The organism is Pseudoalteromonas sp. BSi20652, assembly GCF_000239855.1.
Taxonomy (GTDB): domain Bacteria; phylum Pseudomonadota; class Gammaproteobacteria; order Enterobacterales; family Alteromonadaceae; genus Pseudoalteromonas.
On record NZ_BADT01000133.1, the window covers coordinates 1 to 26982 of the forward strand.

Annotated in this window: 26 protein-coding genes; 16 read left to right on the forward strand and 10 right to left on the reverse strand. The window is 38.9% G+C overall.

What is annotated here, in order from left to right; genetic code table 11:
* Nucleotides 1–201 precede the first annotated feature (201 nt).
* The 3 genes from P20652_RS07180 (at nt 202) to mrcB (ending at nt 4275) form a co-directional block, all read left to right on the forward strand.
* Nucleotides 202–540, forward strand: coding sequence for a P-II family nitrogen regulator (locus P20652_RS07180; protein ID WP_004587162.1), 339 nt, complete (start codon nt 202–204; stop codon nt 538–540).
* A gap of 9 nt (nt 541–549) precedes the next feature.
* On the forward strand, nt 550–1779 hold the full coding sequence (locus P20652_RS07175) for an ammonium transporter (protein WP_008169694.1): 1230 nt from the start codon (nt 550–552) through the stop codon (nt 1777–1779).
* A 153-nt stretch (nt 1780–1932) separates the two neighbouring features.
* Nucleotides 1933–4275, forward strand: a complete 2343-nt coding sequence (gene mrcB / locus P20652_RS07170; protein WP_008169696.1) for a penicillin-binding protein 1B — start codon at nt 1933–1935, stop codon at nt 4273–4275.
* 279 nt (nt 4276–4554) lie between these two features.
* Here mrcB and P20652_RS07165 read toward each other — a convergent pair whose 3' ends face one another.
* From P20652_RS07165 to P20652_RS07145, 5 genes are all read right to left on the reverse strand, one after another.
* Nucleotides 4555–6396 carry a methyl-accepting chemotaxis protein gene (locus P20652_RS07165; RefSeq protein WP_008169698.1) on the reverse strand — a complete coding sequence of 614 codons (1842 nt, stop codon included), beginning with the start codon at nt 6394–6396 and terminating at the stop codon, nt 4555–4557.
* 178 nt (nt 6397–6574) lie between these two features.
* Complete coding sequence (gene hemL / locus P20652_RS07160; protein WP_008169700.1) at nt 6575–7855, reverse strand: glutamate-1-semialdehyde 2,1-aminomutase; 1281 nt, start codon at nt 7853–7855, stop codon at nt 6575–6577.
* A 32-nt stretch (nt 7856–7887) separates the two neighbouring features.
* Nucleotides 7888–8904 (reverse strand): aspartate carbamoyltransferase, encoded by a 1017-nt coding sequence (locus P20652_RS07155; RefSeq protein WP_008169702.1) that lies wholly within the window; start codon nt 8902–8904, stop codon nt 7888–7890.
* A 277-nt stretch (nt 8905–9181) separates the two neighbouring features.
* Nucleotides 9182–9616 carry a CopD family protein gene (locus tag P20652_RS07150; protein WP_008169704.1) on the reverse strand — a complete coding sequence of 145 codons (435 nt, stop codon included), beginning with the start codon at nt 9614–9616 and terminating at the stop codon, nt 9182–9184.
* 15 nt (nt 9617–9631) lie between these two features.
* Nucleotides 9632–11314 (reverse strand): chloride channel protein, encoded by a 1683-nt coding sequence (locus tag P20652_RS07145; RefSeq protein WP_008169707.1) that lies wholly within the window; start codon nt 11312–11314, stop codon nt 9632–9634.
* A gap of 278 nt (nt 11315–11592) precedes the next feature.
* On the opposite strand from P20652_RS07145, the gene erpA reads away from it, so the two are divergent.
* On the forward strand, nt 11593–11931 hold the full coding sequence (erpA, locus tag P20652_RS07140; RefSeq protein WP_008169708.1) for an iron-sulfur cluster insertion protein ErpA: 339 nt from the start codon (nt 11593–11595) through the stop codon (nt 11929–11931).
* A gap of 49 nt (nt 11932–11980) precedes the next feature.
* Here erpA and P20652_RS18410 read toward each other — a convergent pair whose 3' ends face one another.
* The gene (locus P20652_RS18410) at nt 11981–12181 is read right to left on the reverse strand and encodes a hypothetical protein (protein ID WP_033017574.1); all 201 of its coding nucleotides are present in this window, start codon (nt 12179–12181) and stop codon (nt 11981–11983) included.
* 425 nt (nt 12182–12606) lie between these two features.
* On the opposite strand from P20652_RS18410, the gene P20652_RS07135 reads away from it, so the two are divergent.
* Nucleotides 12607–12846, forward strand: coding sequence for a helix-turn-helix domain-containing protein (locus tag P20652_RS07135; RefSeq protein WP_007584874.1), 240 nt, complete (start codon nt 12607–12609; stop codon nt 12844–12846).
* Between the two features lie 69 nt (nt 12847–12915).
* Here P20652_RS07135 and P20652_RS07130 read toward each other — a convergent pair whose 3' ends face one another.
* Genes P20652_RS07130 through P20652_RS07115 form a run of 4 tightly spaced genes read right to left on the reverse strand, consistent with a single transcriptional unit; the run spans nt 12916 to nt 16667 of the window.
* On the reverse strand, nt 12916–14295 hold the full coding sequence (locus P20652_RS07130; RefSeq protein ID WP_008169711.1) for an MFS transporter: 1380 nt from the start codon (nt 14293–14295) through the stop codon (nt 12916–12918).
* Between the two features lie 45 nt (nt 14296–14340).
* Entirely contained in the window at nt 14341–14961 is a 621-nt protein-coding gene (locus P20652_RS07125; protein ID WP_008169712.1) for a peptidylprolyl isomerase, read from the reverse strand.
* Between the two features lie 2 nt (nt 14962–14963).
* Complete coding sequence (locus P20652_RS07120; RefSeq protein ID WP_008169715.1) at nt 14964–15524, reverse strand: YajG family lipoprotein; 561 nt, start codon at nt 15522–15524, stop codon at nt 14964–14966.
* Nucleotides 15525–16667, reverse strand: coding sequence for a methyltransferase (locus P20652_RS07115; protein WP_008169717.1), 1143 nt, complete (start codon nt 16665–16667; stop codon nt 15525–15527).
* Nucleotides 16668–16709: 42 nt separating this feature from the next.
* Here P20652_RS07115 and P20652_RS07110 point away from each other — a divergent pair, with 42 nt between their 5' ends.
* From P20652_RS07110 to nqrM, 11 genes are all read left to right on the forward strand, one after another.
* On the forward strand, nt 16710–17321 hold the full coding sequence (locus P20652_RS07110; protein ID WP_008169719.1) for an alpha-ketoglutarate-dependent dioxygenase AlkB: 612 nt from the start codon (nt 16710–16712) through the stop codon (nt 17319–17321).
* A gap of 62 nt (nt 17322–17383) precedes the next feature.
* Complete coding sequence (locus tag P20652_RS07105) at nt 17384–17695, forward strand: BolA family transcriptional regulator (protein ID WP_008169720.1); 312 nt, start codon at nt 17384–17386, stop codon at nt 17693–17695.
* A gap of 109 nt (nt 17696–17804) precedes the next feature.
* The gene (gene fabV / locus P20652_RS07100) at nt 17805–18998 is read left to right on the forward strand and encodes an enoyl-ACP reductase FabV (RefSeq protein WP_008169725.1); all 1194 of its coding nucleotides are present in this window, start codon (nt 17805–17807) and stop codon (nt 18996–18998) included.
* 369 nt (nt 18999–19367) lie between these two features.
* Nucleotides 19368–20711, forward strand: coding sequence for a Na(+)-translocating NADH-quinone reductase subunit A (locus tag P20652_RS07095; protein WP_033017576.1), 1344 nt, complete (start codon nt 19368–19370; stop codon nt 20709–20711).
* Between the two features lies 1 nt (nt 20712).
* Complete coding sequence (locus P20652_RS07090) at nt 20713–21927, forward strand: NADH:ubiquinone reductase (Na(+)-transporting) subunit B (RefSeq protein ID WP_008169728.1); 1215 nt, start codon at nt 20713–20715, stop codon at nt 21925–21927.
* Complete coding sequence (locus P20652_RS07085) at nt 21920–22669, forward strand: Na(+)-translocating NADH-quinone reductase subunit C (RefSeq protein WP_008169730.1); 750 nt, start codon at nt 21920–21922, stop codon at nt 22667–22669. The genes P20652_RS07090 and P20652_RS07085 overlap by 8 nt, the downstream gene beginning before the upstream one ends.
* Complete coding sequence (locus P20652_RS07080; RefSeq protein ID WP_008169732.1) at nt 22669–23301, forward strand: NADH:ubiquinone reductase (Na(+)-transporting) subunit D; 633 nt, start codon at nt 22669–22671, stop codon at nt 23299–23301. Before P20652_RS07085 ends, P20652_RS07080 begins: the two co-directional genes overlap by 1 nt.
* Before the next feature lie 10 nt (nt 23302–23311).
* Nucleotides 23312–23920: an NADH:ubiquinone reductase (Na(+)-transporting) subunit E gene (gene nqrE / locus P20652_RS07075; RefSeq protein ID WP_008169734.1), complete on the forward strand. Its 609-nt coding sequence runs from the start codon at nt 23312–23314 to the stop codon at nt 23918–23920.
* A gap of 18 nt (nt 23921–23938) precedes the next feature.
* Entirely contained in the window at nt 23939–25168 is a 1230-nt protein-coding gene (nqrF, locus tag P20652_RS07070) for an NADH:ubiquinone reductase (Na(+)-transporting) subunit F (protein ID WP_008169735.1), read from the forward strand.
* Between the two features lie 108 nt (nt 25169–25276).
* On the forward strand, nt 25277–26308 hold the full coding sequence (locus tag P20652_RS07065) for an FAD:protein FMN transferase (protein ID WP_008169738.1): 1032 nt from the start codon (nt 25277–25279) through the stop codon (nt 26306–26308).
* 100 nt (nt 26309–26408) lie between these two features.
* Nucleotides 26409–26621: a (Na+)-NQR maturation NqrM gene (gene nqrM / locus P20652_RS18415; RefSeq protein ID WP_033017578.1), complete on the forward strand. Its 213-nt coding sequence runs from the start codon at nt 26409–26411 to the stop codon at nt 26619–26621.
* The last annotated feature ends 361 nt before the right edge of the window (nt 26622–26982 follow it).

A 26982-nucleotide genomic window follows, 5' to 3' on the forward strand; every position in this document is an offset into this window, starting at 1 on the left:
TTTGTGCAAAATTTTAGCATAAACCCAACACGCACCAATGTAGCTATCTTGTTAAATTAACGCACCTAATTGGTGCGTTTTTTTTGTTTTTTAGTTTGTGTTTTTGTGTAAAGTATTGTTTTTTAACAGTATAAAATAGTGGCACAAAGGTTGGATTGTTTAAGCTAACAGGATAACAATAAAGAGTCCGAGGGGGCCGCTATGAAAATGATTAGTGCAATCATAAAACCATTTAAATTAGATGACGTGCGTGAAGCACTCGCTGATTTAGGAATTGAGGGGATGACAGTCGTTGATGTCAAAGGTTTTGGACGTCAACGAGGTCATACTGAGTTATATCGTGGTGCAGAATACCAAGTAGATTTTATTCCTAAGATCAAACTTGAAATTGCAACTCGTACTGAAAATTGTCAACGCGTTGTTGAAGCAATCACAAAAATTGCATCAACAGGTAAAATTGGTGACGGTAAAATTTTTGTGTACGACTTGGATCAAATTGTTCGTATCCGTACCGGCGAACTTGATGAAGAAGCAATTTAAGGAGGGTTTATGGAAAATACAATTGTAGAACTTAAATTTTCACTCGATACTTTTTATTTTTTGATATCGGGTATATTAGTAATGTGGATGGCAGCTGGTTTTGCCATGTTAGAGGCGGGTTTAGTTCGCTCTAAAAACACAGCTGAAATTTTAACTAAAAACGTCGCGCTGTATTCAATTGCATGTACGATGTTTTTGTTAGTTGGCTACAACATTATGTATGTCGACAATGCCGAAGGTGGTTTTATTCCTTCAATAGGCGCTTTAATTGGCACACAAGCTGCCGATGCTGACCATTCTTTAGAATCAGACTTTTTCTTCCAAGTAGTATTTGTTGCAACCGCTATGTCGATTGTATCGGGTGCTGTTGCTGAGCGTATGAAACTGTGGGCTTTCCTAGGTTTTGCTGTAGTACTAACTGGTTTTATTTACCCTATTGAAGGTTACTGGACATGGGGTGGTGGTTTCTTATCTGAAATGGGCTTTGTTGATTTTGCAGGTTCTGCAATTGTGCATGGCGCAGGTGCAGCCGCTGCACTAGCTGGTGTATTAATCCTCGGTGCTCGTAAAGGTAAATATGGTAAGAACGGTGAAATATACCCAATTCCAGGTTCAAACTTACCACTTGCTACGCTAGGTACATTTATTTTATGGATGGGTTGGTTTGGCTTTAACGGTGGTTCTCAATTACTACTATCGGATAAAGAAAACGCAACTGCAGTAGGCCAAATATTACTTAACACCAATGCAGCAGCTGCAATGGGTGCTATTGCAGCACTGTTTGTATGTAAAGTACTTTGGGGTAAATCAGATTTAACCATGGTATTAAATGGTGCATTAGCAGGCTTAGTTGTAATTACTGCTGACCCACTTTCGCCTTCACCATTAATGGCATGTTTACTTGGTCTACTTGGTGGTGCACTTGTTATATTTAGTATCATCGCACTTGATAAAGTTAAGATTGACGACCCAGTGGGCGCTATCTCTGTTCATGGTACGTGTGGCGCATTAGGTATCATGCTAGTACCACTAACCAATGGTGACGCAAGCTTTGTTAATCAGTTAATTGGTTTAGCATGTATTCTTGCTTTTGTATTTGTAGCATCATTTATTGTTTGGACTGTGCTTAACAAAACAATGGGTATACGAGTAACCGAAGAAGAAGAACTAAATGGTATGGATCAACACGATTGTGGTATTGAAGCCTACCCAGAGTTTGTTTCTGTTCGAAATAGCTAATAGTTTATTTATGTAAATAATAGTGTGTTATTAAAAAGCTCTACTTCGGTAGGGCTTTTTTGTTTCAGGGGGGGTTAACTTTTCGGATGTTAGGGTATATTCAATATGCTAAGCTCACACTTGTGAATAACCCTTGGAATAAATTACACTTAAATGGCTGATAATAAAAAAACACCTACCAGTAAACCTGCAGTTAAACGTGCAAGTAAATCGTCAAGCAAGACAAAAAAAAGCACCTCAAAGGGCAGTAAAAAAACAGTGCAAGCCACTGTTAAACGCTCTTTTATGAGAAAGGCATGGTCAGTGTTTTGGAAATTAAGCTTGGCTGTTTTTATTGCAATGGCAATGTACTTCATCTATTTAGATTCAAAAACAACGCGTATATTTGAAGGAAATAAATGGCAACTTCCAGCGCAAGTGTACGCACGTTCTATGGCGTTTTATCCTGGGCAGTTTTTATCAAGCCAAGAAGTAGTGTTTGAGCTAGATCGTTTAAATTATTCATCCGTTAATCGATTAAGCCGAACAGGGCAGTTTGTTAAAACAGCGGATAGCATCAAGATTTATCGCCGTGATTTTGAATTTTATGATGGCCTTGAAGAATCACATATTATTGAACTTCGCTTTGCAGGGCAGAAAGTTGCGACCATTAAAGATAAGTTTGGCAGGCGTTTAAACACCGCTCGCCTAGAGCCAGTGCAAATAGCGCGCATTGGTAACGACTCTAAACAAGACAGAGAATTTGTACCGCTGGATAAGTTTCCAGCAATGTTAAAAGATACGCTGCTGGTGGTTGAAGATCGTGATTTTTATGAGCACCATGGTGTGTCGGTGTTTTCTATTTTACGCGCGTTTTATTCAAATATTAAAGCGGGACGGACCGTTCAAGGTGGTAGTACGCTTACTCAGCAATTAGCTAAAAATATTTATTTAACGCGTGAGCGTTCTTTAGTGCGAAAAATTAATGAGGCCTTTATTGCCCTTATTTTAGATTATCGTTATTCAAAAGATCAGATACTAGAGGCTTATTTAAATGAAGTATATCTAGGGCAGTCATACAACCAAGGTGTACATGGTATGGGGCTGGCTTCTGACTTTTACTTTTCAAAGCCGGTAGATGAGCTTGAGTTCGATCAAATTGCTTTGCTGGTGGCTATGGTTAAAGGCCCGTCTTATTATAATCCTCGTCGTTACAAAGAGCGTACAATGGAGCGCCGAGACTTAGTGCTTCGCCTTATGGTTGAAAATAAGCTGCTTAGCACAAAAGAGTATCGTGCATCGCTCAATCGCCCAATTGATATTGCGCCTATGAAAGCGAGTTTACAAAAATCATATCCAGGCTATTTAGAGTTAGTAAACAGAGAACTAAATGAATTATTGCCAGATAAGCAAACACTTGATGCGGGCGTAAGAGTATTTACTTATTTTGATCTGCAAAAGCAAACAGCAATGGAAGAGTCTATCGAAAAGAGCTTACCGTATCTGGAAAATCGCCCTAAAACCGAAAAACTAGAAGCAGCCATGATCTCTGTTAATGTAGAAAAGGGCGGTGTATCTGCACTTGTTGCAGGGCGCGATGTTCGTTATTCAGGGTTTAACCGTGTTTTAGATACAAAGCGTAATATTGGCTCGCTGGTAAAACCTGCTGTGTATTTAACCGCATTGCAATTACCACATTATAATTTAGCTACTTTGCTTGATGACTCGCCAGTACAGGTTACAAATGAGCAGGGAAAAGTGTGGCAACCAGAAAATTTTGATCATAAATACCGTGGAGCAATCCCTCTTTATAAAGCATTTAGTAACAGTATTAATATTCCAGCGGTTAATTTAGGCCTCGATGTAGGTGTTGATAAAGTCGCGAATACACTAAAAGGATTAGGCGCTAAAGGGGCGATAGATAAATACCCATCGCTGCTTTTAGGGGCTGTTGAAATGTCGAGTTTTGAAGTTGCTCAGCTTTATACGACAATTGCTGCAGATGGCGAATATAAAAAGCTTACTGCAATTTCGGCATTAACTGACTCGGTTGGTAAAGTACTTTATAAGCATAAAGTAAATGCAGAGCCTCGTTTTGATAAATCTGCAATGTATATGACTAAATACGCAATGAAACGCGTAACGAAAGACGGCACTGCTAAACGCTTAAATTTACACTTCCCGTCAATCCAACTTGCAGGTAAAACAGGGACCAGTAACGATTTACGTGATAGTTGGTTTGCAGGCTTTGATCAAAATACAGTGACGGTTGCCTGGCTAGGTCGAGACGACAACAAAAGCACGGGGTTAACAGGCAGCGTAGGCGCATTAGAAGCGTATATTCGTTACTTAAAGCCACTTAACCCACAAGCAATAGCTGATACGCGTCCACCATCAATACGCTGGGCATTTGTAAATGAGCAAACGGGTAAGCAGGCACCACCAGGATGTGGCAAGGTGATTCAGCTACCGCTTAGAGCGAGTGAGTTTGAGCCAAGACCACAGTGTATTCGTTAATTTAAGACTACTTTAAACAACACAGCCGCTTATTTAGCGGCTTTGTTGTTTAAAGTATAGTTAGCGTAATTATACCAATCCGTAATAATACTTAATCAATTTGAGGGGTTAAATCTGACGTTAACTACGTTAAAAATTTCTGATATACAACTGCATGGATGCAGGAGGTAGAGCAATGCAGGAGCAATTGCCGAGAACAACTAAATAACGAAATTTTTGCCTTGTTATCGACACGATTTTCTTCCCTCAAAATAGATCACTTAATTAAGCGAATTGGTATTAAGATTTAAAAAACTGCATTGATTTGGTTAAATCATTAGACAAGCGACTTAATTGCTGTGCATCTTGCAGCGTTGATTGAGCTGATGTTAGCGTTTGATCTGCTAAATTACTCACCTCTTGCGAATCATTGAGTGCTTGTGTTGTTGCATTTGATTGCTGTTTAACACGCTCTGCAATAACTTCACCTTGATGTTTAATATCGCCCATACTTTGCTCTGCACTTTGCAATACTTCATTGGTTTGATTGGCTGCTTTTACTGATTGCTCCATTTTTTCAACACTTGAACGCATTTTTTGCTGAGTGTCGTCAGATGCTTGTTGCAAGGAGCTAATAATTTGGTGAATTTCTTGGGTTTGTGTTTGTGTACGCTGAGCAAGAGTTCTTACTTCATCAGCTACAACGGCAAAGCCTCGACCATGCTCGCCAGCTCGCGCGGCTTCAATAGCGGCATTAAGTGCTAGCAAGTTTGTTTGATCGGCTATTTCACTGATCCCTTTACTTACCTTGCTAATTTCTTGGCTATCTTGTGCTAGCTTATCGAGTGCTTGTTGACTCTCTGCAAATTCAATTTGTAGGTCTTGCATATATTTAGCAAGCTCCATTGTATTATCTGAGCCTTGTTTCACATGCGCAGCAGCATCTTGCGCGGTAAGCGTTGCTTGATGGGCTGACTCTTCAACTGCAAGTGCGTTTTGAGCCATATCGCTTAGTGCATTATAAATGGCATTTACTCGAATTTGCTGTTTTGAAACATCATTGCTTGTTTGGCTACTGGCATGTGATAGCGATTTAGTTGCATCGCATAGCTCTTCTGTACTTGCTTTAACATCAAATAATAAATGTGAAAATGCGTTAAGTAATGCGTTGTAACGCGATGCAATAATTCCCATTTCATCATTAGTGCTCGAATCGATAGTCGCATTCAAGTCGCCATTCGCGGCTCTATTGGCTGCATCAGCAAAACGATTAATGGTATCAACAACCGCAAAATAAAAACCAATCATTAAATAAAATGCAAATAACAAACTAATCAATGAAGCGGCTAAAACAAGATTTCGAGTCCACTGTTGAGTTTGCAGTTTTGCTTCAATAAGGTTCTCAAGCGTTGGAATACTCTTACTAACAAGTTGATTAATACTGCTGTGAACATTGTTTGTTAGTTTAGTAAATTCTGATTGAGTTAACAAAATATCGTCTGGCTCAAGTAGTTTTTCATCTATCGCTTTTTTAAATGCACCCACAGCACTGTGTAAATTAGTTAACGAAGGCATCAGCGCTATATTTACTGATTTATCTGCATTGGTGGCTACATTGAGTATTTTATCGAGTTGTTTTTCGTATAAAGGAAGTGATTTACTAAGATTTGAAAGCGCTATAAAGGTATCGGGCGTAAAACGGTTACTTGCCAAAACAGTATTTGCGCTTTGCGCTGTCGAGTTTATTTGCATTATAAGTGCAGGAATTGGCGTGACTAAAGAGCGGTTTACATAAGCGCTTGCTAATTGACTGTCTAAGGCTAGATTTGATTGAATAGACACAAGTTCAAGTACTTCATTTTCTTGATCGTCTTTTATATCAAAACCGAGTGAACGAGCTATTTTTATATTTTGATTTGCTTCTCCCTGCATTTGATTTGAGAGTATTGACCTGTAACCTTTTAAACCTTGTTGCTGCATTTTTGAAACAGCAATACTTTCACTTAATAACGAGACTAAAAAAAACAAACTAAGTGCAAGAGGAACCAGTAAAATTCCAAACATTAAGCTGATTTTAGTTTTGTATTTTAAATTTGCCATTAGCTGGATAGCGGGAAAAGAAAATTGGCGTAATCCTGACATAAGGCTCTCTTGTATTTTTGTAATTAGGGTAAAGGTGAATAGACCTTGTTATGCTTAATTATCATTCATTTATAGTACTTTACAAATAAAAAAAGCCCTTTCGGGCTTTTTTCAATCTTTAGTCTTAATTACACACTTTAAAAACAAGCGCTTATAGAATATAAAAAGTAATCTTAACTTAAAGTTTAGCAAACGAGCGTTCTGCTGCCGCTATTGTATCTTTTACTTCTTGTTCAGTATGCGCAGCACATACAAAACCAGCCTCAAATGCTGATGGTGCAAGGTACACACCTTCTTCAAGCATAAGGTGGAAAAAACGTTTGAAGCGCTCTAGGTCGCATTCAGTCGCTTGTTTGTATGTCGTTACTTTTTCAGCATCAGTAAAAAAGAATCCATACATGCCGCCAGCATAATTAGTTGTTAATGCAATGCCTGCTTTTTTAGCGCCCGCTTCAAAGCCTTCACACAGCGCTTTTGAAATAGCTTCTAACTTATCGTGTAGACCCGGCTCACATAATAGCTCAAGTGATTTTAAACCTGCAGCCATCGCAATAGGGTTGCCAGAAAGAGTACCCGCTTGGTATACAGGGCCCACAGGCGCAATGTAATCCATTATTTCGGTTTTACCACCAAACGCGCCAACGGGCATGCCGCCGCCAATGACTTTACCTAAACACGTAAGGTCTGGTTTAATGTTGTAATAAGCTTGTGCACCGCCAAGTGCAACACGAAAACCCGTCATTACTTCATCAAAAATAAGTACTGATTTATATTCATCACACACATCACGCAAACCTTCTAAAAAGCCTGGCACGGGTGGAATACAGTTCATGTTACCGGCTACTGGCTCTACAATAATACAGGCAATTTCGTCTGCGTATTTTGCAAAAATAGCTTTTACTTCATCTAGGTTATTAAACGATACAGTAAGTGTATGCTTAGCAAAGTCTTCAGGAATACCTGGAGAATTAGGTACGCCCATTGTTAGTGCACCAGAGCCTGCCTTAACTAATAACGAGTCAGCATGGCCGTGGTAACAACCTTCAAATTTTAGTATTTTATCGCGGCCGGTAAAGCCACGTGCTAAACGAATTGCACTCATTGTCGCTTCAGTGCCTGAGCTAACCATGCGCACTTTTTCGATTGATGGAACCAGCTCTTTTACTTTTTCAGCCATTAATATTTCGGCTTCAGTTGGCGCGCCATAGCTAAGGCCATTTTCTACAGCTTCGTGAACGGCTTGTTTAATTGCAGGGTGGTTATGGCCCATGATCATAGGCCCCCAAGAGCCAACATAATCAATGTAACGATTACCGTCGGCATCAAATGTAAACGCGCCTTCTGCTTTTGTAATAAATAGCGGCGTACCGCCTACACCATTAAAAGCACGAACTGGCGAGTTTACGCCACCTGGAATAGAGGCTTGAGCGCGTTCAAATAAGTCTTGGCTAATTGTCATGAAAAATCCTATAAATTGTCACTTAAAAAGGTTTAGCTGTCGCGTTTGCGGCTAAACCAAGGTACGTCTACTTCATACTTATCGACTTTATTTTCTACGCCGAGTGTTAAGGCAAACAGTGCCATACGAATTAATACGCCATTTTGTACTTGGCGAAATATTGCTAAATTGTCGTTACTGTTTAAGTCGTTATCAAGCTCGTTGGCTTCTAAGCGACTATCACGTGGTAACGGATGCATTAATACAGAGTTAGGTTTGCAATGAGCGCTGTAAATAGATTGGCTAATTCTAAAACCGCCACGGTATTTATTTGCTTCTTCTTGTGAAGGAAAACGCTCTTCTTGAATACGTGTTTGGTAAACAATATCGGCTGCTAAATTACCTTCCATCTTGTTTACTAGCTCAATTTTGTGTCCCGCATTTTCTACGGCATCTAAAATGCTCGTTGGCATTTGTAGGCCATCAGGTGCGACCATCGAAAATTTTACGTTTTTATAATGGCACAATAGTTTTGATAGAGAGTGTACTGTGCGACCATATTTTAAATCACCCACAAGCGCTATATGCATGCCATCAATATTTTGATCAAAACGGTTCAATTCGCGCTCAATGGTTAATAAATCGAGTAATGCTTGAGTAGGGTGCTCATTGGGGCCATCGCCGCCATTAATAACTGGCACAGTACAGCCGTCAGCAAATTCACTTACTGAGCCTGCGTCAGGGTGGCGCATAGCAACAGCATCGGCGTAAGCTGAAATAACGCGCGCGGTATCGTAAAGTGACTCACCTTTGGCAAGCGCTGAGCTTTGCATACCTGTCGTTTCACGTACGCCACCGCCAAGTAAGTTAAAGGCTGTGCCAAAGCTAACTCGCGTGCGAGTACTTGGTTCAAAAAACAAATTAGCTAAAATAGCGCCTTTGAGCACTGTTGTTTGCTTTTGTTTTTTAGCATAAGGCTCCATTTTTTTAGCTACTGCAAAAATACGTTCAATGCAGTCTCTGTCTAGCTGATTTACAGACAGTATATGTTCGCCTTGGAAACTTAACATGGGGTAATTCCTAATCAATCAAATGGGCGCGATAATCCAATAAATGGAGCACGCAATCGCGCGTGTTATAGCAAGTATTGTAAATTGCAGTGCAGTTTAACATGCGCTACAAAGCTTGTACCAACCGGCATAAATATTTGAGCAATTTCACGCATTAAATTTCACTATAACGTCGTTAAAAATTTTTAATTTAGAACAACTAGATACAAAATTTTTTGCCTAGTTCTAGCGTAATTTTCTTAGCGTTAAATAGACCCCATATATAAGCCGATTGGTATTATAAATTAGGTTTTATTACCGCAAGTGCCACTATGATGAGCAGCGCAATAACAGGGAGCTCATTAAAAATGCGGTAAAAGCGGTCTGTTTTAGTGTTTCGGTCATGTTTAAAGTCACTCAATAACTTAAAACAGTAGCCGTGGTATAGGTATAAAATAATGACCAGTACAAGTTTGTAATGTAGCCATATACTGTATCTAAACCAATCACGACCATATTCAACAATGGTTAGTACGCCAAAAACGGCGGTTAAAATAGCAAATGGAGTGACGAAGTAAAGTAACCTGCGCTCCATAACTTTAAGCATTGAGTTGCAAGATCTCTCTTCACTCATTGCGTGATATACAAATAATCGTGGTAAGTAAAAAATGCCAGCAAACCACGCAATCATAAAAAATATGTGGAGTGTTTTATAAATTAATAATGCGCTCATAGTAATCCTTATTGCTTAAAGTAAGCTATTACGTATAGTCAAAATATTGTTTATTTGATCCCAGCGTAATAGCCCCATAATTTGTTGATTATCTAAAAGGTTGTAAACGTATAATGCGCCACTTCTTTTGTCTTTTAACATGTCGAATGCATCAGCGAGTGTAGCTTGGCTACTAATACCTTGCAGGCTAATATAGTTTAAATTAATTGCCTGATCAGACATTAAACTTAAATCATATTCAGCAAGCCTGTAACCATTTTTCTCATCAAATACGATCAAAGGTGTTTGGCTATCCATAGCATCAAGGGTCTTTTTTATTTGTTCTTTATCATCTGAATACAGTAATTTGAAATTTTCATCCATGTCATCCATTATGCCCACCTTTTGCAGTGCTTCGGTGGCGGGAGATACATGATAGGGTAAGCCTTGAAAGTCGAGCTGCTGTAAAAATATGGACCGATTTCCAAAAAACTGTAATGCAGTTACATAAGCCGTTGTTATAACAAGCATGGCAGGAACAATAATTTCCGGTGACGATGTTAGCTCCATAACTGTTGTTAATGCAGCAAGCGGTGCATGCAGCGTGGCGGCCATTAATCCGGCCATACCTAAAACGCCATACGTACCCGCAACATCAGTACCCGGACTAATATATTGAGCAAAAAAAGCCATTAATGTACCAATTAATACACCAAGCCCAATTACCGGACCAATTAAACCACCAGGAATACCCAAGCCAATAGCAAACAATGTCGCAAGTAGTTTAGCGATTAAAATGGTGGTAAGTAGTTTTACGTTATCAGGAGATTCAACCGCGATAGTAATTGCACTCATACCAGAACCCATAGCATGAGGCACCGCGTAAGCTATTAAGCTGGCAATACAGCCTGCGATTAGTAAACGAGGAAACATACTTAAAGGTTTAAATGTTTTAATAATTAGCATTAAGTTTTGATTAAAGCTAAATGCAATAGCCCCTAACGCCATACCGCATAATATTAAATAAGGGTAATGCCAACCACTTAATGGCGCTATGGTAATGAGTGCAAGCTCAGAGCCTTCACCAAAAACAAACTGCGTAGCGAGTGCACCAGTAACAGCAGCAAGCATGATTGGCACAAATATGTGTACTTTGTATTCTCGAAGTACCACTTCCATCACAAAAATAACAGCGGCAAGGGGGGTATTAAACGAGGCGGCTATACCTGCTGCCACACCACAACCACTTAGAGTACGCATGGCATTATGCGGTAAATGCAGCTTATCTGCCAAAATACTCGCCCCCGTTGCGCCCATATGCACGGAAGGCCCTTCTCGGCCAACTGAAAAACCGCTAATGAGAGCAAGTGCGCCACCAACAAATTGATTAACCGTATTGTATAAAGGCATTTGCCCGTAGTGACGTTTAATTCTGTGTATAACGAAGGGGATGCCCAAGCGGTAATGTTTAAACCCAGTAAAGGCAGCAAACGTGGCTATTAGTAATGCAGCAACTAAAGGCATTAATACACGTTCAAGTGTGGGTAGGGTAGTAAAGTCGTCAGGTGTTTCTAAAAATAAGCTTTGGAAAAACAGAATAGTTAAGCGAAATAAAATAATAAAAAATGCAGCAATTAATCCGGCAACTACGCCTAATAAGCATAATTGTACAGATGTTTTAGGTTTTGCCAGCCGACGCCTGAGTTGCTCAAGCCACATGCATAATTCCTCGCTGTATTTTTCAGCAGCATTTTAGCAAAAGAGTTTAGCTAAGTCGTTGTGATTTTGAAATTTTCGTCACTTATATTAACAATTAATGCCCTATATCAACCAGTTTGATTAAAAAGCGGTATTTAAAGCTAAATAGATTATTAGACAACCTATTTTAAATGTTTAATTAATAGCTATAACATAGTTAAAAGAGTTGTTTTACTATACTTGATTAAAACACTCGGGTATTAGATAATCACCCCATTACGATATTGAGGGGTTTTAAAATGTCTGAAGAATTACCAATTAAGTTCAGCGATGCAGCTGCTGTTCGTGTTAAACAGTTAATCGACGAAGAAGAAAATCCAGAGCTAAAACTACGTGTTTATGTAACAGGCGGCGGTTGTTCTGGTTTTCAATATGGTTTTACTTTTGATGAAAAAGCGAATCCTGGCGATTTAGAAATTGTAAAAAATGGTGTAACACTCGTTATCGATCCAATGAGCATTCAATATTTGGTTGATGGTGAGGTTGATTACACTGAAGGATTAGAAGGCGCACGCTTTTTTGTATCTAATCCAAATGCAACAACGACCTGTGGTTGTGGTGCAAGCTTTAGCGTTTAACAGCTAAACGCTAAATAGAATAAAGCCGCTTTTGCGGCTTTTTTAATGCCTACAAATCGGTTGGGGTGTATTCGGTTATTTGCATTATTAATACAAAAAAGCCAAGTACAAAAGCAGAAAACGCTAATATATACATAAAACCTTTTTTTCCTTCTTTAATGGGTACGTTGTTGTAGCGTAAAAACAAGTACCAGCCTAAACACAGCACGATAGGGAATAAAAAAAGAGTCTGAACATTATTTGGTCCTATTAGGGCTAATTATTACTTAATCATAAACATGTAACATTAAAAAGGAACAGATATTTTTAAGCTAGTTTAATAAGGTAATATTATTTTTTTAATGTTTTCTGGTAGTTTAGGTTAAATGTTCAGTGTTTATAAATATTGACTCAGTTTGATTTTGTACCGAGTATGTAATTAAATATTTAACCAAAGTGTTAATGGTATATAATGTATCCAAGAATGAGACGGGCAAAATTTCATTCTCAATAAAAATAAATCTTTACCACATTATTAGCGTAGTGTTTTTAGCTATATTGGTGGAGTGAGTAGCAACACATGCTTTGTTAAGCAATAGCTTGCTATTGAAAAGTATGACTACTTACTTGCCTACAGCTATTGATAGAGACTACTGCTTTAATAGGTACGTCAAATCATCTAGTAGGAGATGTAAAATGATGGGCAAAACAGTTTCTTCAGAAGAAAATGCAAAGCTGACAAAGTGGCTTAAAAGTAAACGCCACGAAAAGGGTCATACAATGCGAAGCCTAGCACAAGTGCTTGGAACGCCTCATTCATTTATCGGCAAGATTGAAAATCAAGAACGCCGTTTAGATGTGATTGAGTTTGTTCGTTATTGTACAGCGCTAGAAGTTGATCCACATGAAGCACTTAGCTTGCTAAAAGTAGATTAACTCAATCATTGCTTAGTACGCATAAGGGTCACTTGATAGTGCTAAGCAATATGTTAATGCAGGGATGCATTAAATATTTTTATGGTAATTTTTCTCAAGCTCATACAACTTATGCCTAATCAGATATAAAAATATCAGCGAAGGTATAACCATCAAGGCTGTTAAAACAAAGAACAGCGACCAATTTCCCATTAACCAATCATCAATTACTACACCACTGTAGCTCGAAAGTAACGTTCGCCCTAAATTCCCTAATGATGCCAGTAATGCATAGTGCGTTGCACTAAATGCTCTATCGCATAACATCGATATAAAGGCCACCATAGCGACCAGCGACCACGCTTGTGTAAACCCATCAATAACAATAGCAAAGGCATACAGTCTTAAATCAGGGCCAACTAAAGCAATCCACGAAAAGGCTAAATTTGAGGCCGCCATCGCAATGCCACTAACAAATAAACCCTTAACAATGCCATATTTTTGATTAAATAAACTGCCAACAAAGGTAAATATGATTGTAAGTACGGCAGTACCTACCTTTGAAAATGTAGCTATATCGCTATTGCTAAAACCAATTTCTTTATAAAAAACAATCGACATTCGCCCTAAAAACGCTTCGCCTATTTTAAATAAGAAAATAAACGCAAGTAATGCCAATGCCGTTTTAACGCCATTTTTAGTAAAAAAAGCTCTAAAGGGATCAATAACGGTTACCGCGAGCCACGCAACAGTTTTTGTAAGAGGGGTTTGTTTTGTAGAGGACAGTTTTTCAAGGTACACACGTTCAAGTTCGGCATGTACCGCTTCTCTATTTGATTCAGGTTCTTTTGCGAACAATACTCCACTCATTAGCAGCAGCATTACAGCAGCTAAAAAGTAATAAATTTGTGGCCAATCGAGCGAGGGGATATCAGCCATATAAAATGGAATTGCACCTAAAAGCGCATAACCTGTCCACCAACCAGACGTTGCCATAGCGGCTGCCGCTGTTGCTTTGTGAGATTCGTTTGCTTTAAGAGTGTCTATTCTGAATGCATCAATAGCGATGTCTTGCGTGGCAGAAGCAATGGCGATTAACAAACAAATAGCAGCTACAAGTGCTAAATTTGCTTTTAAATCAAGCCCAGCTAATAGCAGTACACCAATTAATATGAAGCTTTGGCAAAACAGTATCCAGCTACGGCGTTGACCTAACAATATGTATAAAAAGGGAAGTTTTGTACGATCAATTAAAGGCGACCATAAAAAATTAATACTGTATGCACCAAATACAATACCAAATAAACCAATCATACTGCGGCTTAAACCTTCATCTTTAAGCCATGCAGACATCACTGAGCCAATGAGTACCCACGGAAATCCGCTGCTCATACCGAATATAAAAATATGGATTAAGCGTTTATCTTTAAAATAAGAAAAGTATTCACGGATTGAGAGTGTTTTGCTCATAGGGCCTTCATTGAGGGCGGGTGCAGTTTAACTGCACCTCACTAATTATAATGGTGTTTGATCAAGTAATTTAATATTTAAAATAACGACGGGTGTTTTTGGTACAAAATCGTAACCAATCTTTTCATTAAATCCTGTTTCTACGGCCATAATTTTATCTAGTGTTTCGTAACCTTCCATCACATTACCAAAAACAGCAAAACCCCAATCTTTTCCTGGATTTAAGTGATCGTTGTTATCCATATTAAAAAAGAACTGACGAGTACCAGAGTGAGGTTCACGGTCCTGATACGCCATAGCAATACTATACATATCGTTTTTTAAACCGTTACCGCTTTCATTAAAAATAGGGTCATTTTCGTGTAAGCCGTCGTAATCTTTATCGTAGCCGCCACCTTGAATAACAAAGTCGCGCTCATTTTCCACATCGCGCTCAATACGATGAAAAACACTGCCTTGATAGCTCTTATCTGACACGTAAGTTAAAAAGTTGTTGACCGTAATGGGTGCTTTTGAACGGTCCAGTTCAACAACAATACTACCCATTGTCGTTACGATTTCGACGCGTGGAAAAATGTTGTCTTTTTGCATAAAGCGGCCTTCTTGGGCTGCTAAACTACTTGTACTAAAAAATAGGCCTAAGCAGATTAAAAAAAGTCGTTTCATAGTTAACCTTCTAAAAATTCTATTAATTCAGGGTCAGATACAATGCGGGTAATAACTTGCTCAGTCAACTTATTGAGCTGACCTTCAATTTTAGCTCGCTCATGACTAAACGGGCCTTCTAAATTAGCACTACCTCTATACACTTTACTAAAGTTACTTGAGGCGCGAATAACACGTACGCCAAGTTCTATTTGGGCTTCGCTGGTATGACTCACTAATTTTTCGGTTACTACCGCTTGTAGTGCATGAATATCTACTTCAAAGCGAATAGTTGCCAAATTAGAAATACTGGCACCATTGCGGCTAAGGGCGCTGTCTAACACACTTTTAATAGAGCTGGTAATGCCTTGGCTTGCAAAGGTTTTAGTTTTGTCTGACTCAATAAGTTTAAGTGTTGATGTATCGCCACGTAAATCAATTACACTGGTACTTAAGCTACTATTTATAGTGCTTATTTGACCATTTTTATAAACAGGGTTAAGTATTACTTGGCTAGGCTGATTCGCGCAGCCACCAAGTATCAGTAATACACAACACCCCATTATAATGTTTGTTACTTTCATTTATAGCATTCCACTATTTTTTGTTGCACTCAAAACGACAAATTTTTTGTTTGAACCTAACAACTTACAGTTTCCAAACATACGGTTTAATTTATCATGATAATCTAAATGACGATTACCAATAATACGCAGTTCGCCGCCTTCTTTTAAAGTATCTTTTGCTTGTTTAAACATTTGCCAAGCAATGTGGTCGGTAACAGCTTGAGCTTGATGAAATGGAGGATTACAAAGCACCATATCTACACTGTCTCTTTCAAAACCTGTTAAACAGTCGTTTTCGATGAACTCACAGTTATCAAACTTATCGCCTAGGTTAATTTCTACATTTAACCGAGCCGACTCGACTGCCATGTAAGACTCATCAACAAAGGTAACTGATGAATTAGGGCAACGAGCAAGCGTCATTAATCCAACAACGCCGTTACCACAGCCTAAATCAATAATGCTTTTAGCTTTTGGTGTTTCTGGTAAGTAGTTAAAAAAGAAGCGAGCACCAATATCCAACGAATCACGCGAAAACACATTTGCATGATTTGTTATATTAAATTCAGTACCTTCAAGCTCCCATGTTACAGGGAAGTCTGCTGCTTTATATCCGCCTTTAGCTGTGCTTAATATAAGACGAGACTTTTTAACCGCTAGGCTTGTTGTTGTTTCACCAATAAACTGCTCAAATGATTTTATTGTTGAGTTGTGAATTTCTTTTGTTTTACCTGCAGCAATTACTGGCGTACCAGGTGCAAGTACTTCACTGAGTTCACTTAATTGGAACTGTAAAAATCCCACATTACGAGGGATTTTAATAAGTACTAAATCAACATCCTCGGGTAATGCCGATAAACTATCTAATTGTGTAAACTCTGCTGTAGGCAGTTTGTTTTCTTGTAAGTTATAAGCCGCAGCTTGGTGGCTAATATAAGAATCATTAACTGAACAAACCGTTAACTTATTAAAATAACAAGCAAGTGCACCAAAGCTATCGTTTAAAATAAGCAATGAGCGACAATCAGGGTGATGTTCGTTAACATAATTGATAAGGTACTCATCTGCCGAATCCCACGCTTGTAAGCTGCGGTTTTTTTGATCCAATGGAAAGCGTTCAAGAGTAAAGGTTTTATCGCCTAGCTGGGCTTGCGTCGTCATAATGGTTTTTTGATCAGTAAACTAATGTAGGTAAATTCTAACATGCAACGGCAAAACGCCAACCCCCAACAGTTACCAAATGGCTTTTCTTATCAAAGTAGAGCACTTAGTGCACAAAAAAGCCTCGATCTATTTTATTATTTGCAAAAAAACCTACGTTGGCAGCAACCCGATGTAACTGTTTATGGCAAAACGGGGCCTATTCCTCGGCTGCAATGTTTCATGAGCGATTTAAATATTGAATACGGCTATTCAAGTAGTAAGCAAATAGTAGAACCATGGGATGAATTGTTACTGAATATGCGAAAGCGTTTAGAGGCACATTTAAACCAGCCTCTAAACTCATTGCTCGTTAATTATTACCGAGATGGTAATGATACGATGGGATGGCACAGTGATGATGAAATAGAGCTTGGTGATAAACCAACAATTGTGTGTGTCTCTCTAGGAGCTGATCGGGTTCTAAAGTTAAAGCACAAGGCGAGCAATAAAGTAACCGACTTAAAATTACAAAGTGGCAGCTGTTTAGTAATGAATGGGCATAGTCAACGAGACTATCAACATGCAATACCTAAGCAAACAACGCTTGCGCATCCGCGAATAAGTTTAACTTACCGATTTATAAAGCACATTAAGCAAAAGCAATTTAGTTAGCCAATCGCTGCGTTAAATTGTTATAGTAAGTATATAAATTAGCTAATTAAAACGGTCTTTTTATGTCAATGCAGCAACAGATCCAAGAAAAAATAAGCAACGCCATTGCGTGTAAGCATTTAAACGTGATTAACGAAAGCCACATGCACAGTGCCGGCACTGAATCACACTTTAAAGTAGTCGTGGTTAGCGAAGGTTTTGCGGGTAAGCGTTTATTACAGCGTCATCGCGAAATTAATGAAATTTTAAAAGATGAGTTAGCAAATCATATTCATGCACTCGCTATTCATACATATACACCCGATGAGTATTCAGAGCAGGGCGGCGAAGCGCCTAATTCACCTAATTGTATGGGCGGCTCTAAAATTAGCTAAGTAATGTTTTTTAAAGTATCTGATTAGTGTTTAACTGATCAGATCAGTGTTTTTAGTATTAGCCTTTAAACTAGCGCTAATTTTTATTGTAAAAGATATAGGATCATCAATGGTCATTAAGCCTAAAATTCGTGGATTTATATGCACAAACGCACACCCAGCTGGTTGTGCAGAGCATGTTCAAGAACAAATTAACTATGTAAAACAACAAGGCGCATTAAAAAGTGCACCAAAAAATGTATTAGTTATTGGCGCATCAACAGGCTACGGCTTGGCATCGCGCATTACTGCTGCGTTTGGTGGTGGTGCTAAAACATTAGGTATTTTCTTTGAAAAAGAAGGTACAGATCGTAAAACAGGTTCTGCTGGTTGGTACAATACCGCTGCTTTTCAAGATGCTGCAGACGAAGCTGGTCTTTGGTCTAAAAATATTAACGGTGATGCGTTTTCTAACGAAATAAAACAAAAAACAATTGATACGATCAAAGAAGACTTAGGAAAGGTTGACCTTGTAATTTACAGCCTAGCGTCTCCTCGTCGTACAGATCCAAATACAGGTGAAGTGTTCTCATCTACACTTAAGCCAATAGGTAATGCAGTAACCACTAAAAACTTAAATACATCAAAGCGAGAAATTGATGAAATTACGGTTGAAGCTGCAAACCAAGACGATATCGACAACACTATTAAAGTAATGGGTGGTGAAGATTGGGAAATGTGGATTGACGCATTAAAAGAAGCAGATGTATTAGCCGATAACTTTAAAACGACTGCGTACACTTATATAGGTAAAGAGTTAACATGGCCAATATACGGACACGCTACTATTGGTAAAGCTAAAGAAGATTTAGACCGTGCAACGGCTGCGATTAAAGAATCAACAAAAGATTTAAATGGTGAGGCATATGTTTCATCACTTAATGCAGTTGTAACGCAAGCAAGTTCTGCTATACCTATTATGCCGTTATATATCTCTGCTTTATTTAAAGTTATGAAAGCAGACGGAACATACGAAGGCACTATTGAGCAAATTCACGCATTATTTAGTGAAAACTTGTATGGTGAATCACCTCGCTTTGACGACGGTGGACATTTATTCCAAAACTACAAAGAGCTAGAAGATGATGTGCAAGCGCGCGTTCAAGCTGTATGGGATAGTGTTGATACAAGCAGTATTGATGAGCTAACAGACTATGTTGGTTACCATAATGAGTTTTTACGCTTATTTGGTTTTGGGATTGATGGTGTTGATTACGAAAAAGATATAGATTCAGTTAAACCAATTGCAAATTTAATTAGTTAATTATTTTTAAAACATGTAATAAAAAGTCGCCTAGTGCGACTTTTTTGCTTTTAAGGCTTACTTATAATTTTTGATTGAAAAATGTCATTCATTGCTTTAGGTACCACTTTGGTCTAACTTAAATTTTATTAAATGTACTTAACAAATCTAAATAAGCATATCTCTCGTATAATTTTTGTAAATACACTCGCATAGTCACCCACAATGGTGTTAAAATTGAGGCAATATGTGAAGAGTTTTTACCGCGCTGCCTGTTTAGTATTCATAGCGAGTTGTTCTTTTATACATTGAAATAACTTGGAATAGCTAAATGGCGACGTGGTTGGTACGATTTTTCAGTTTCTTTCCGTTAATGTAGTGCAAGTGCGTATGATCAACATAAAAAAAGGTCTGGATTTACCCATAGAGGGCGCACCTCAGCAAGTTATTCACGACGGTTCTCCCGTCAAACGTGTAGCTGTGCTAGGTGAAGAGTTTATTGGTATGCGTCCAACCATGCATATCCGTATGGATGACCAAGTTAAAAAAGGCCAGGTACTTTTTGAAGATAAAAAGAACCCAGGCGTCCTATTTACTGCTCCAGCTTCTGGTGTAGTAAAAGAAATAAATCGTGGTGCTAAACGTGTGCTGCAATCTGTTGTTATTGAAGTAAACGGCAGTGAGCAAATCACCTTTGACTCTTTCTCTGAAACTGAGCTTACAAGCTTAGATCGTGAAAAAGCTAAAGAAGTACTTATACAGTCTGGTCAATGGACAGCACTACGTGCTCGCCCATTCAGTAAGGTAGCAGCTGTGGATGCAAATCCTAGTTCTATTTTTGTGACCGCAATTGACACCAATCCTCTTGCTGCAGATCCTGCGGTAATTATTGCTGATAATGCGCAAGCATTCGAAGCAGGTTTGGCTGTTGTTTCGCGTTTGACCGATGGTAAGGTATTTGTTTGTAAGCAAGCTGGCAGCCAAGTTCCAAGTTCATCTATTGCTCAAGTAGAAGTACATGAGTTTGGTGGTGTGCATCCGGCTGGCCTTGTAGGCACTCATATCCATAACCTTGACCCTGTATCTGTTAGTAAACAAGTTTGGCATATTGGTTACCAAGACGTTATTGCGTATGGTCACTTATTCCTTACCGGTGAAATCTACACAAGTCGTGTTATTTCGCTTGCAGGTCCACGTGTCAAGAATCCTCGTTTAGTGAAAACACAATTAGGTGCTTCATTGGATGATTTAGTGGCTGGTGAATTAGAAGACGGTGATAACCGTGTTATTTCTGGTTCAGTATTATCAGGCTCTACTTCAAACGGTGTTCATGCATTCTTAGGTCGTTACCACGTTCAAGTGTCTGTATTACTTGAAGGTCGCGAAAAAGAACTGTTTGGTTGGATTGCACCAGGTAGTGATAAATTTTCTGTAACGCGTACTTTTATATCTCACCTTGCTCCGAGTCGTTTATTTAAAATGACAACGTCAACAGGGGGTTCTAAACGCGCCATGGTACCAATTGGTAGCTATGAGCGTGTAATGCCACTCGATATTTTGCCTACTCCTTTATTACGCGATATTTTGTCACGCGATTTAGACAGTGCAATTTCATTGGGCGCGCTTGAACTTGATGAAGAAGATTTAGCGTTATGTACCTTCGTTTGTCCTGGCAAATACGAGTATGGCTCAGCCTTACGCGATTGCTTAACTACGATCGAGAAGGAAGGCTAAAATGGGTTTAAAAACTTTTTTAGAAAACATCGAACCGCATTTCGAACCCGGTGGTAAGCATGAAAAATTTTATGCGCTGTATGAAGCAGCTGCGACTATTTTTTATACTCCTGGTTATGTAAATAAAGGCGCGACACATGTTCGCGATAACATCGACCTAAAACGCATGATGATTTTAGTGTGGATGGCGACGTTCCCTGCCATGTTTTTTGGCATGTTCAATATTGGCCATCAAGCATCTATTGCCTTAGGCAATGGTTTTGAACTCGCTAATATATGGCAAGTCGGTTTATATGAACTACTTGGTGGTGAATTAACCGCTTCTGCAGGTTGGGGCGCTAAAATGTTCTACGGAGCATGTTTCTTCCTACCTATTTATGCGACAACCTTTATTGTTGGTGGTTTTTGGGAAGTACTATTTGCCTCTGTCCGTAAACATGAAATTAATGAAGGCTTCTTTGTTACTTCTGTTTTGTTTGCACTAATTTTGCCTGCAACAATTCCTTTATGGCAAGTTGCACTAGGTATTACTTTTGGTGTTGTAATCGCAAAAGAAATATTTGGTGGTACTGGTCGCAACTTCTTAAACCCAGCTTTAGCCGGTCGTGCGTTTTTATTCTTTGCATACCCAGCTCAAATTTCGGGTGACACAGTATGGACTGCAGTAGATTCTTTCTCTGGTGCAACCATGCTAGGCCAAGCATTTGCTGGTACGTTAGGTGGTGACTTGGGTTACGCTAACATGCAAATGTGGTGGAATGCGTTCTACGGCTTCATTCAAGGTTCTATGGGTGAAACGTCAACTCTCGCTGTCCTAATTGGTGGTTTGTTCTTAATCTACGTTCGTATTGCTTCTTGGCGTATTGTGCTAGGTGTATTCCTAGGTATGGTGATTACTTCATCGATACTAAATACAATTGGTTCAGAAACTAACGCAATGTTTGCTATGCCCTGGTATTGGCACATGGTACTAGGTGGTTTTGCATTCGGTATGTTCTTTATGGCTACTGACCCAGTATCTGCTGCATTTACTGATAAAGGTAAATTAGCATACGGTGCACTTATTGGCTTTATGGTTATCATGATTCGTGTTGTTAACCCTGCATACCCTGAAGGCATCATGCTGGCAATTTTGTTTGCTAACTTGTTTGCACCATTATTCGATCACTTTGTAGTGCAAGCTAATATCAAACGGAGGCTGGTGCGTAATGTCTAGTAATAACGAATCGATTGGCAAAACATTAGCGGTAGTTGTCGCATTATGTTTGGTGTGTGCAATTATTGTATCGTTTGCTTCTGTTCAGCTTCGTCCTTTGCAAAAAGCAAACAAAGCAAAAGATATTCAAAGCAATATTTTAGCTGCTGCGGGTATTAGCAAAGTTGACAACGTTGCTGAAACGTTTGAAGCTAAAATCGAAACACGCTTTATAGATATGCAAAGCGGTGATTTTGCAGACCCTATAGAAGACTTTGACTTTGAAAAAACAAAGTATGACGCAGACTTAGGTAAGTCTCTAAAAGAGAATGGCATTAAGGACATTGCTGGTATTCAACGTATTACCAAGCGTGCGCCTGTTTACATCTCTAAAAAAGACGATGGCTCTACTGACGCAATTATCCTTCCTATCCAGGGTTATGGTTTATGGGGTTTGATGTACGGTTTTATCTCGCTTGAAAGCGATGGTGAAACAATTAAAGACATCATCTTCTACAAGCATAATGAAACACCGGGTCTAGGTGGTGAAATTCAAAATCCACAGTGGACTGCTACTTGGGAAGGTAAAGAGTTACCAATCCAGATCGTTAAAGGTACTGCGGGCGGTGATGAGCATAAAATCGATGGTCTTTCAGGTGCTACATTAACATCTAACGGTGTTGATCATGCAGTTGATTTTTGGACTGGCGAAAACGGCTTTGGCCCTTTCCTTGCTAAAGTACGTAATGGAGCATTGAAATAATGGCTGATACTAAAGAAATGAAGGCGGTCCTATTTGGTCCGGTTTTAGCTAACAACCCAATCGCACTACAAGTACTTGGTATTTGTTCTGCGCTAGCGGTAACGTCTAGCTTAAAAAATGCATTAATCATGTCAATCGCATTGACTTTGGTAACTGCGTTTTCTAGCTTCTTTATCTCGCTAATTCGTAACCAGATCCCATCGTCAGTACGTATCATCGTACAAATGACGATTATTGCATCGTTGGTAATTGTTGTTGACCAAGTACTACAAGCGTTTTCTTATGCTACAGCTAAAGAGCTTTCGGTATTCGTTGGTCTGATTATTACTAACTGTATTGTAATGGGTCGTGCTGAAGCATATGCGATGAAGTCGCCACCAATTATGTCATTCCTTGATGGTATTGGTAATGGCTTAGGCTATTCAGTTGTTTTACTTACTGTTGGTTTCATTCGTGAACTATTCGGTAAAGGAACACTATTCGGTGTTGATATTATCCCATTAGTACAAGATGGTGGTTGGTATCAACCTATGGGTCTATTAATATTACCACCGAGTGCATTCTTCATCATTGGTTTATTCATATGGGTACTACGTACTTATAAGAAAGACCAAGTAGAAGCTAAAGCGTAAGGGGCACACAGTGGAACATTATATTAGTTTATTTGTAAAAGCCGTTTTTATTGAAAACTTAGCGTTATCATTCTTCTTAGGCATGTGTACTTTTTTAGCAGTATCTAAAAAAGTAACTACATCAATTGGTCTAGGTGTAGCGGTTATCGTTGTTTTAGGTATTTCTGTACCCGTTAACAACTTGGTTTACCATGCTGTTTTAGCACCGGGTTCACTTACGTGGCTTGGATACCCTGATGCGGATCTTAGCTTTTTACGTTTCTTAACTTTCATTGGTGTTATTGCAGCACTAGTGCAAATCCTTGAAATGGTATTAGATAAGTTCTTCCCAGCACTTTACAACGCGTTAGGTATATTTTTACCATTGATAACAGTTAACTGTGCAATTTTTGGTGCAGTAGCTTTTATGGTTGAACGTAACTATAACTTCAGTGAATCTGTTGTTTACGGCCTTGGCGCTGGTGTGGGTTGGGCGCTTGCAATTACATTACTTGCAGGTATCCGTGAGAAAATGAAATATTCAGACGTACCAGACGGCTTACGTGGTTTAGGTATTACCTTCATCACTGTTGGTTTAATGGGACTTGGCTTTATGTCATTTTCAGGTATTTCACTGTAAAGGTAGCGAGGATAAATCATGGATTATCAGATTTTCTTAGGCGTTGGTGTTTTTATCGCTATCGTTGTACTACTAGTTTTAGTAATCATTGGTGCTAAATCTAAGTTAGTTGCAAGCGGTGACATCATCATTGGTATTAATGGCGATAAAGATAAAGCCATTACAACATCAGCAGGTAGTAAGCTTTTAGGCGCGCTATCTGAGTCAGGTATATTTGTATCATCTGCTTGTGGTGGCGGTGGCTCTTGTGGTCAGTGTCGTGTTCACATTAAAGAAGGTGGTGGTGATATTCTGCCAACTGAGCTTGATCACATATCTAAAGGTGAAGCCCGTGAAGGCTGTCGTTTAGCGTGTCAGGTAAATGTTAAAAACGACATGGAAATTGAACTTGAAGAGTCAATTTTCGGTGTTAAAAAGTGGGACTGTGAAGTTATCTCTAATGATAACAAAGCAACGTTCATCAAAGAACTTAAGCTGCAAATTCCAGATGGCGAGTCAGTGCCGTTTCGTGCGGGTGGTTACATCCAAATCGAAGCACCACCTCATCATGTTAAATATGCAGATTTCGATGTTCCTGAAGAGTATCGTGGCGACTGGAACCATTTTGGTTTCTTCGATCTGGAGTCAAAAGTAGACGAAGAAACAATTCGTGCTTACTCAATGGCTAACTACCCAGAGGAAGAAGGCATCATTATGCTTAACGTGCGTATTGCTGCTCCGCCTCCAAGAAACCTTAGCTTGCCATGTGGTAAAATGTCTTCGTACATTTGGTCACTTAAAGAAGGCGACAAGGTAACTATTTCGGGTCCATTTGGTGAGTTTTTTGCTAAAGACTCTGATGCAGAAATGGTATTTGTTGGTGGTGGTGCTGGTATGGCGCCAATGCGTTCTCATATCTTTGACCAACTTAAACGTTTAAACTCTAAGCGTAAGATGAGTTTTTGGTATGGTGCACGTTCTGAGCGTGAAATGTTCTACGTAGAAGATTTTGACGGCCTAGCCGCAGAAAATCCAAACTTCGTATGGCATACAGCGCTTTCAGATCCACAACCTGAAGATAACTGGGAAGGCTATACTGGCTTTATCCATAACGTGTTATTTGAGAACTATCTTAAAGATCACGAAGCGCCAGAAGATTGTGAGTACTACATGTGTGGTCCTCCAATGATGAATGCGGCAGTTATTACTATGCTTAAAGATTTAGGTGTTGAAGACGAAAATATCTTACTAGATGACTTCGGTGGCTAACACTAATACCAAAACAGTTTAGTTTTGGTTAAAATACCAGCCTCGTAGCACTTGTGTTACGAGGCTTTTTTATTCTTTAATTTTATCAATCTATTAAGTAGAGCTTTTATGAATCGAGTAAGTACTTCACAAGGCGTAATGGCCTTTTTACTAATCACACTGACCTTATTATTGTTTGGATGTGGTGAAAAGCCAGAGTCAAAAGAAACTTTTTTAGAAGGTAAGACTATGGGAACCACTTACCATATTAAGTTTTATGATGAAAAGGCAGAATTAAGTTCAGAGAAGCTGCAATCGCTAATTGATGCTGTTTTGGTAAACGTAAACCAGTCAATGTCTACATATATTGAAAACTCTGAAATAAATACGTTTAATCGTTTACCAGCAAACAAAGTTATGCCGATAAGTGAAGACTTTAGAGCCGTTGTATCTGAGTCGATTCGTTTGGGTAAGTCAACAAAAACGCTTGACGTAACCATGGGGCCACTTATCGATTTATGGGGCTTTGGTCCTGATAAAAAGCCAACTAATCGTCCTAGTGATGAAGAGCTTGCAAGTATGATCGAAAAAATAGGTGTTGATAAGCTTACCTTAACACAGCAAGGTTTGGCTAAAACAGTAGATGGGTTAGAGCTTTCCTTTTCGGCAACGGCTAAAGGGTATGGTATTGATAAAGTGGCGCAGTTATTAGAAAGCCACAGCATTACTAATTACATGGTTGAGATTGGTGGTGAGTTGCGTATAGCGGGTGAAAAGGCAAATAATCAGGATTGGAAAATTGCGATTGAGCAGCCAGATGCACAACCAGGGGAGCGAAAAGTACACCGTGTTTTATCGCCAGGTACAAGTGGTATTGCTACATCGGGCGATTATCGTATTTTTTATAAAATGGATGGCGAGATCTATACTCATTTAATTGATCCAGTAACAGGGATGCCTATTAAGCACGACTTAGTGTCGGTAACTGTGCTTCATCCAAGCGCTATGACAGCTGATGGTTTAGCAACGGCACTTACTGTAATGGGGATGGAAAAAGCACAAGCTTATGCTGAGCAACATGATTTACCGGTTTATTTAATAGGTAAATCAAAAGAGGGTTTAGTTACCTACTCAAGTCCTGCATTCAAACCTTATTTATAGTATGGTGCTGGCTTGTTTATTTCCGTGTTATTTGGTATATAATAGCAGTTGCTCAAAAATGTTTGAGTTTAATTTATTGCTGATCAATAGGGGCTAAGCAATGTCACTTTTTCTTCTTACTTTTGGCTTATTAATTTTGATAGTTTCGGCTATGGCTATTGGTATGATCGTGCAAAAAAAATCTATGGCAAGCAGCTGTGGTGGTTTAGGCTCGGTTGGTATTGATAAAGCCTGTGATTGCGATGATCCATGTGATAAACGCAAAAATCGTTTAGCTAAAGAACAAGCATGGAAAGAAAACCAAATTATTTAAGTCCAACTTATAATATCAATATCATTAAATGTATAAATACTTCGGTGAGTTAAATAATAGCTTACTTATTTGATGAAATTGTATAAAAAGCGCTTTATAGCGCTTTTTTTGTGCCTATAGAAAGTCCATAACACTCCTCTTCAAAGTAATTCCGTCTTTATATATTAGACAAAAGTCTATAGTTTAGTTTTTTTCACCTATTAGGTTTATTTTTCTCGTTTGTCAAATTTGAGCTAACACTCTAAAGTTTAACCATAGACAAAGAGCAAAGCTCCAGTCATAAGCTTAAGGCATTAGTTAGCCTCGCTTAAAAGAATCTTTATATTGTGTGTGAAGATGTTGTCAGTGTGAAAGGCAGCTC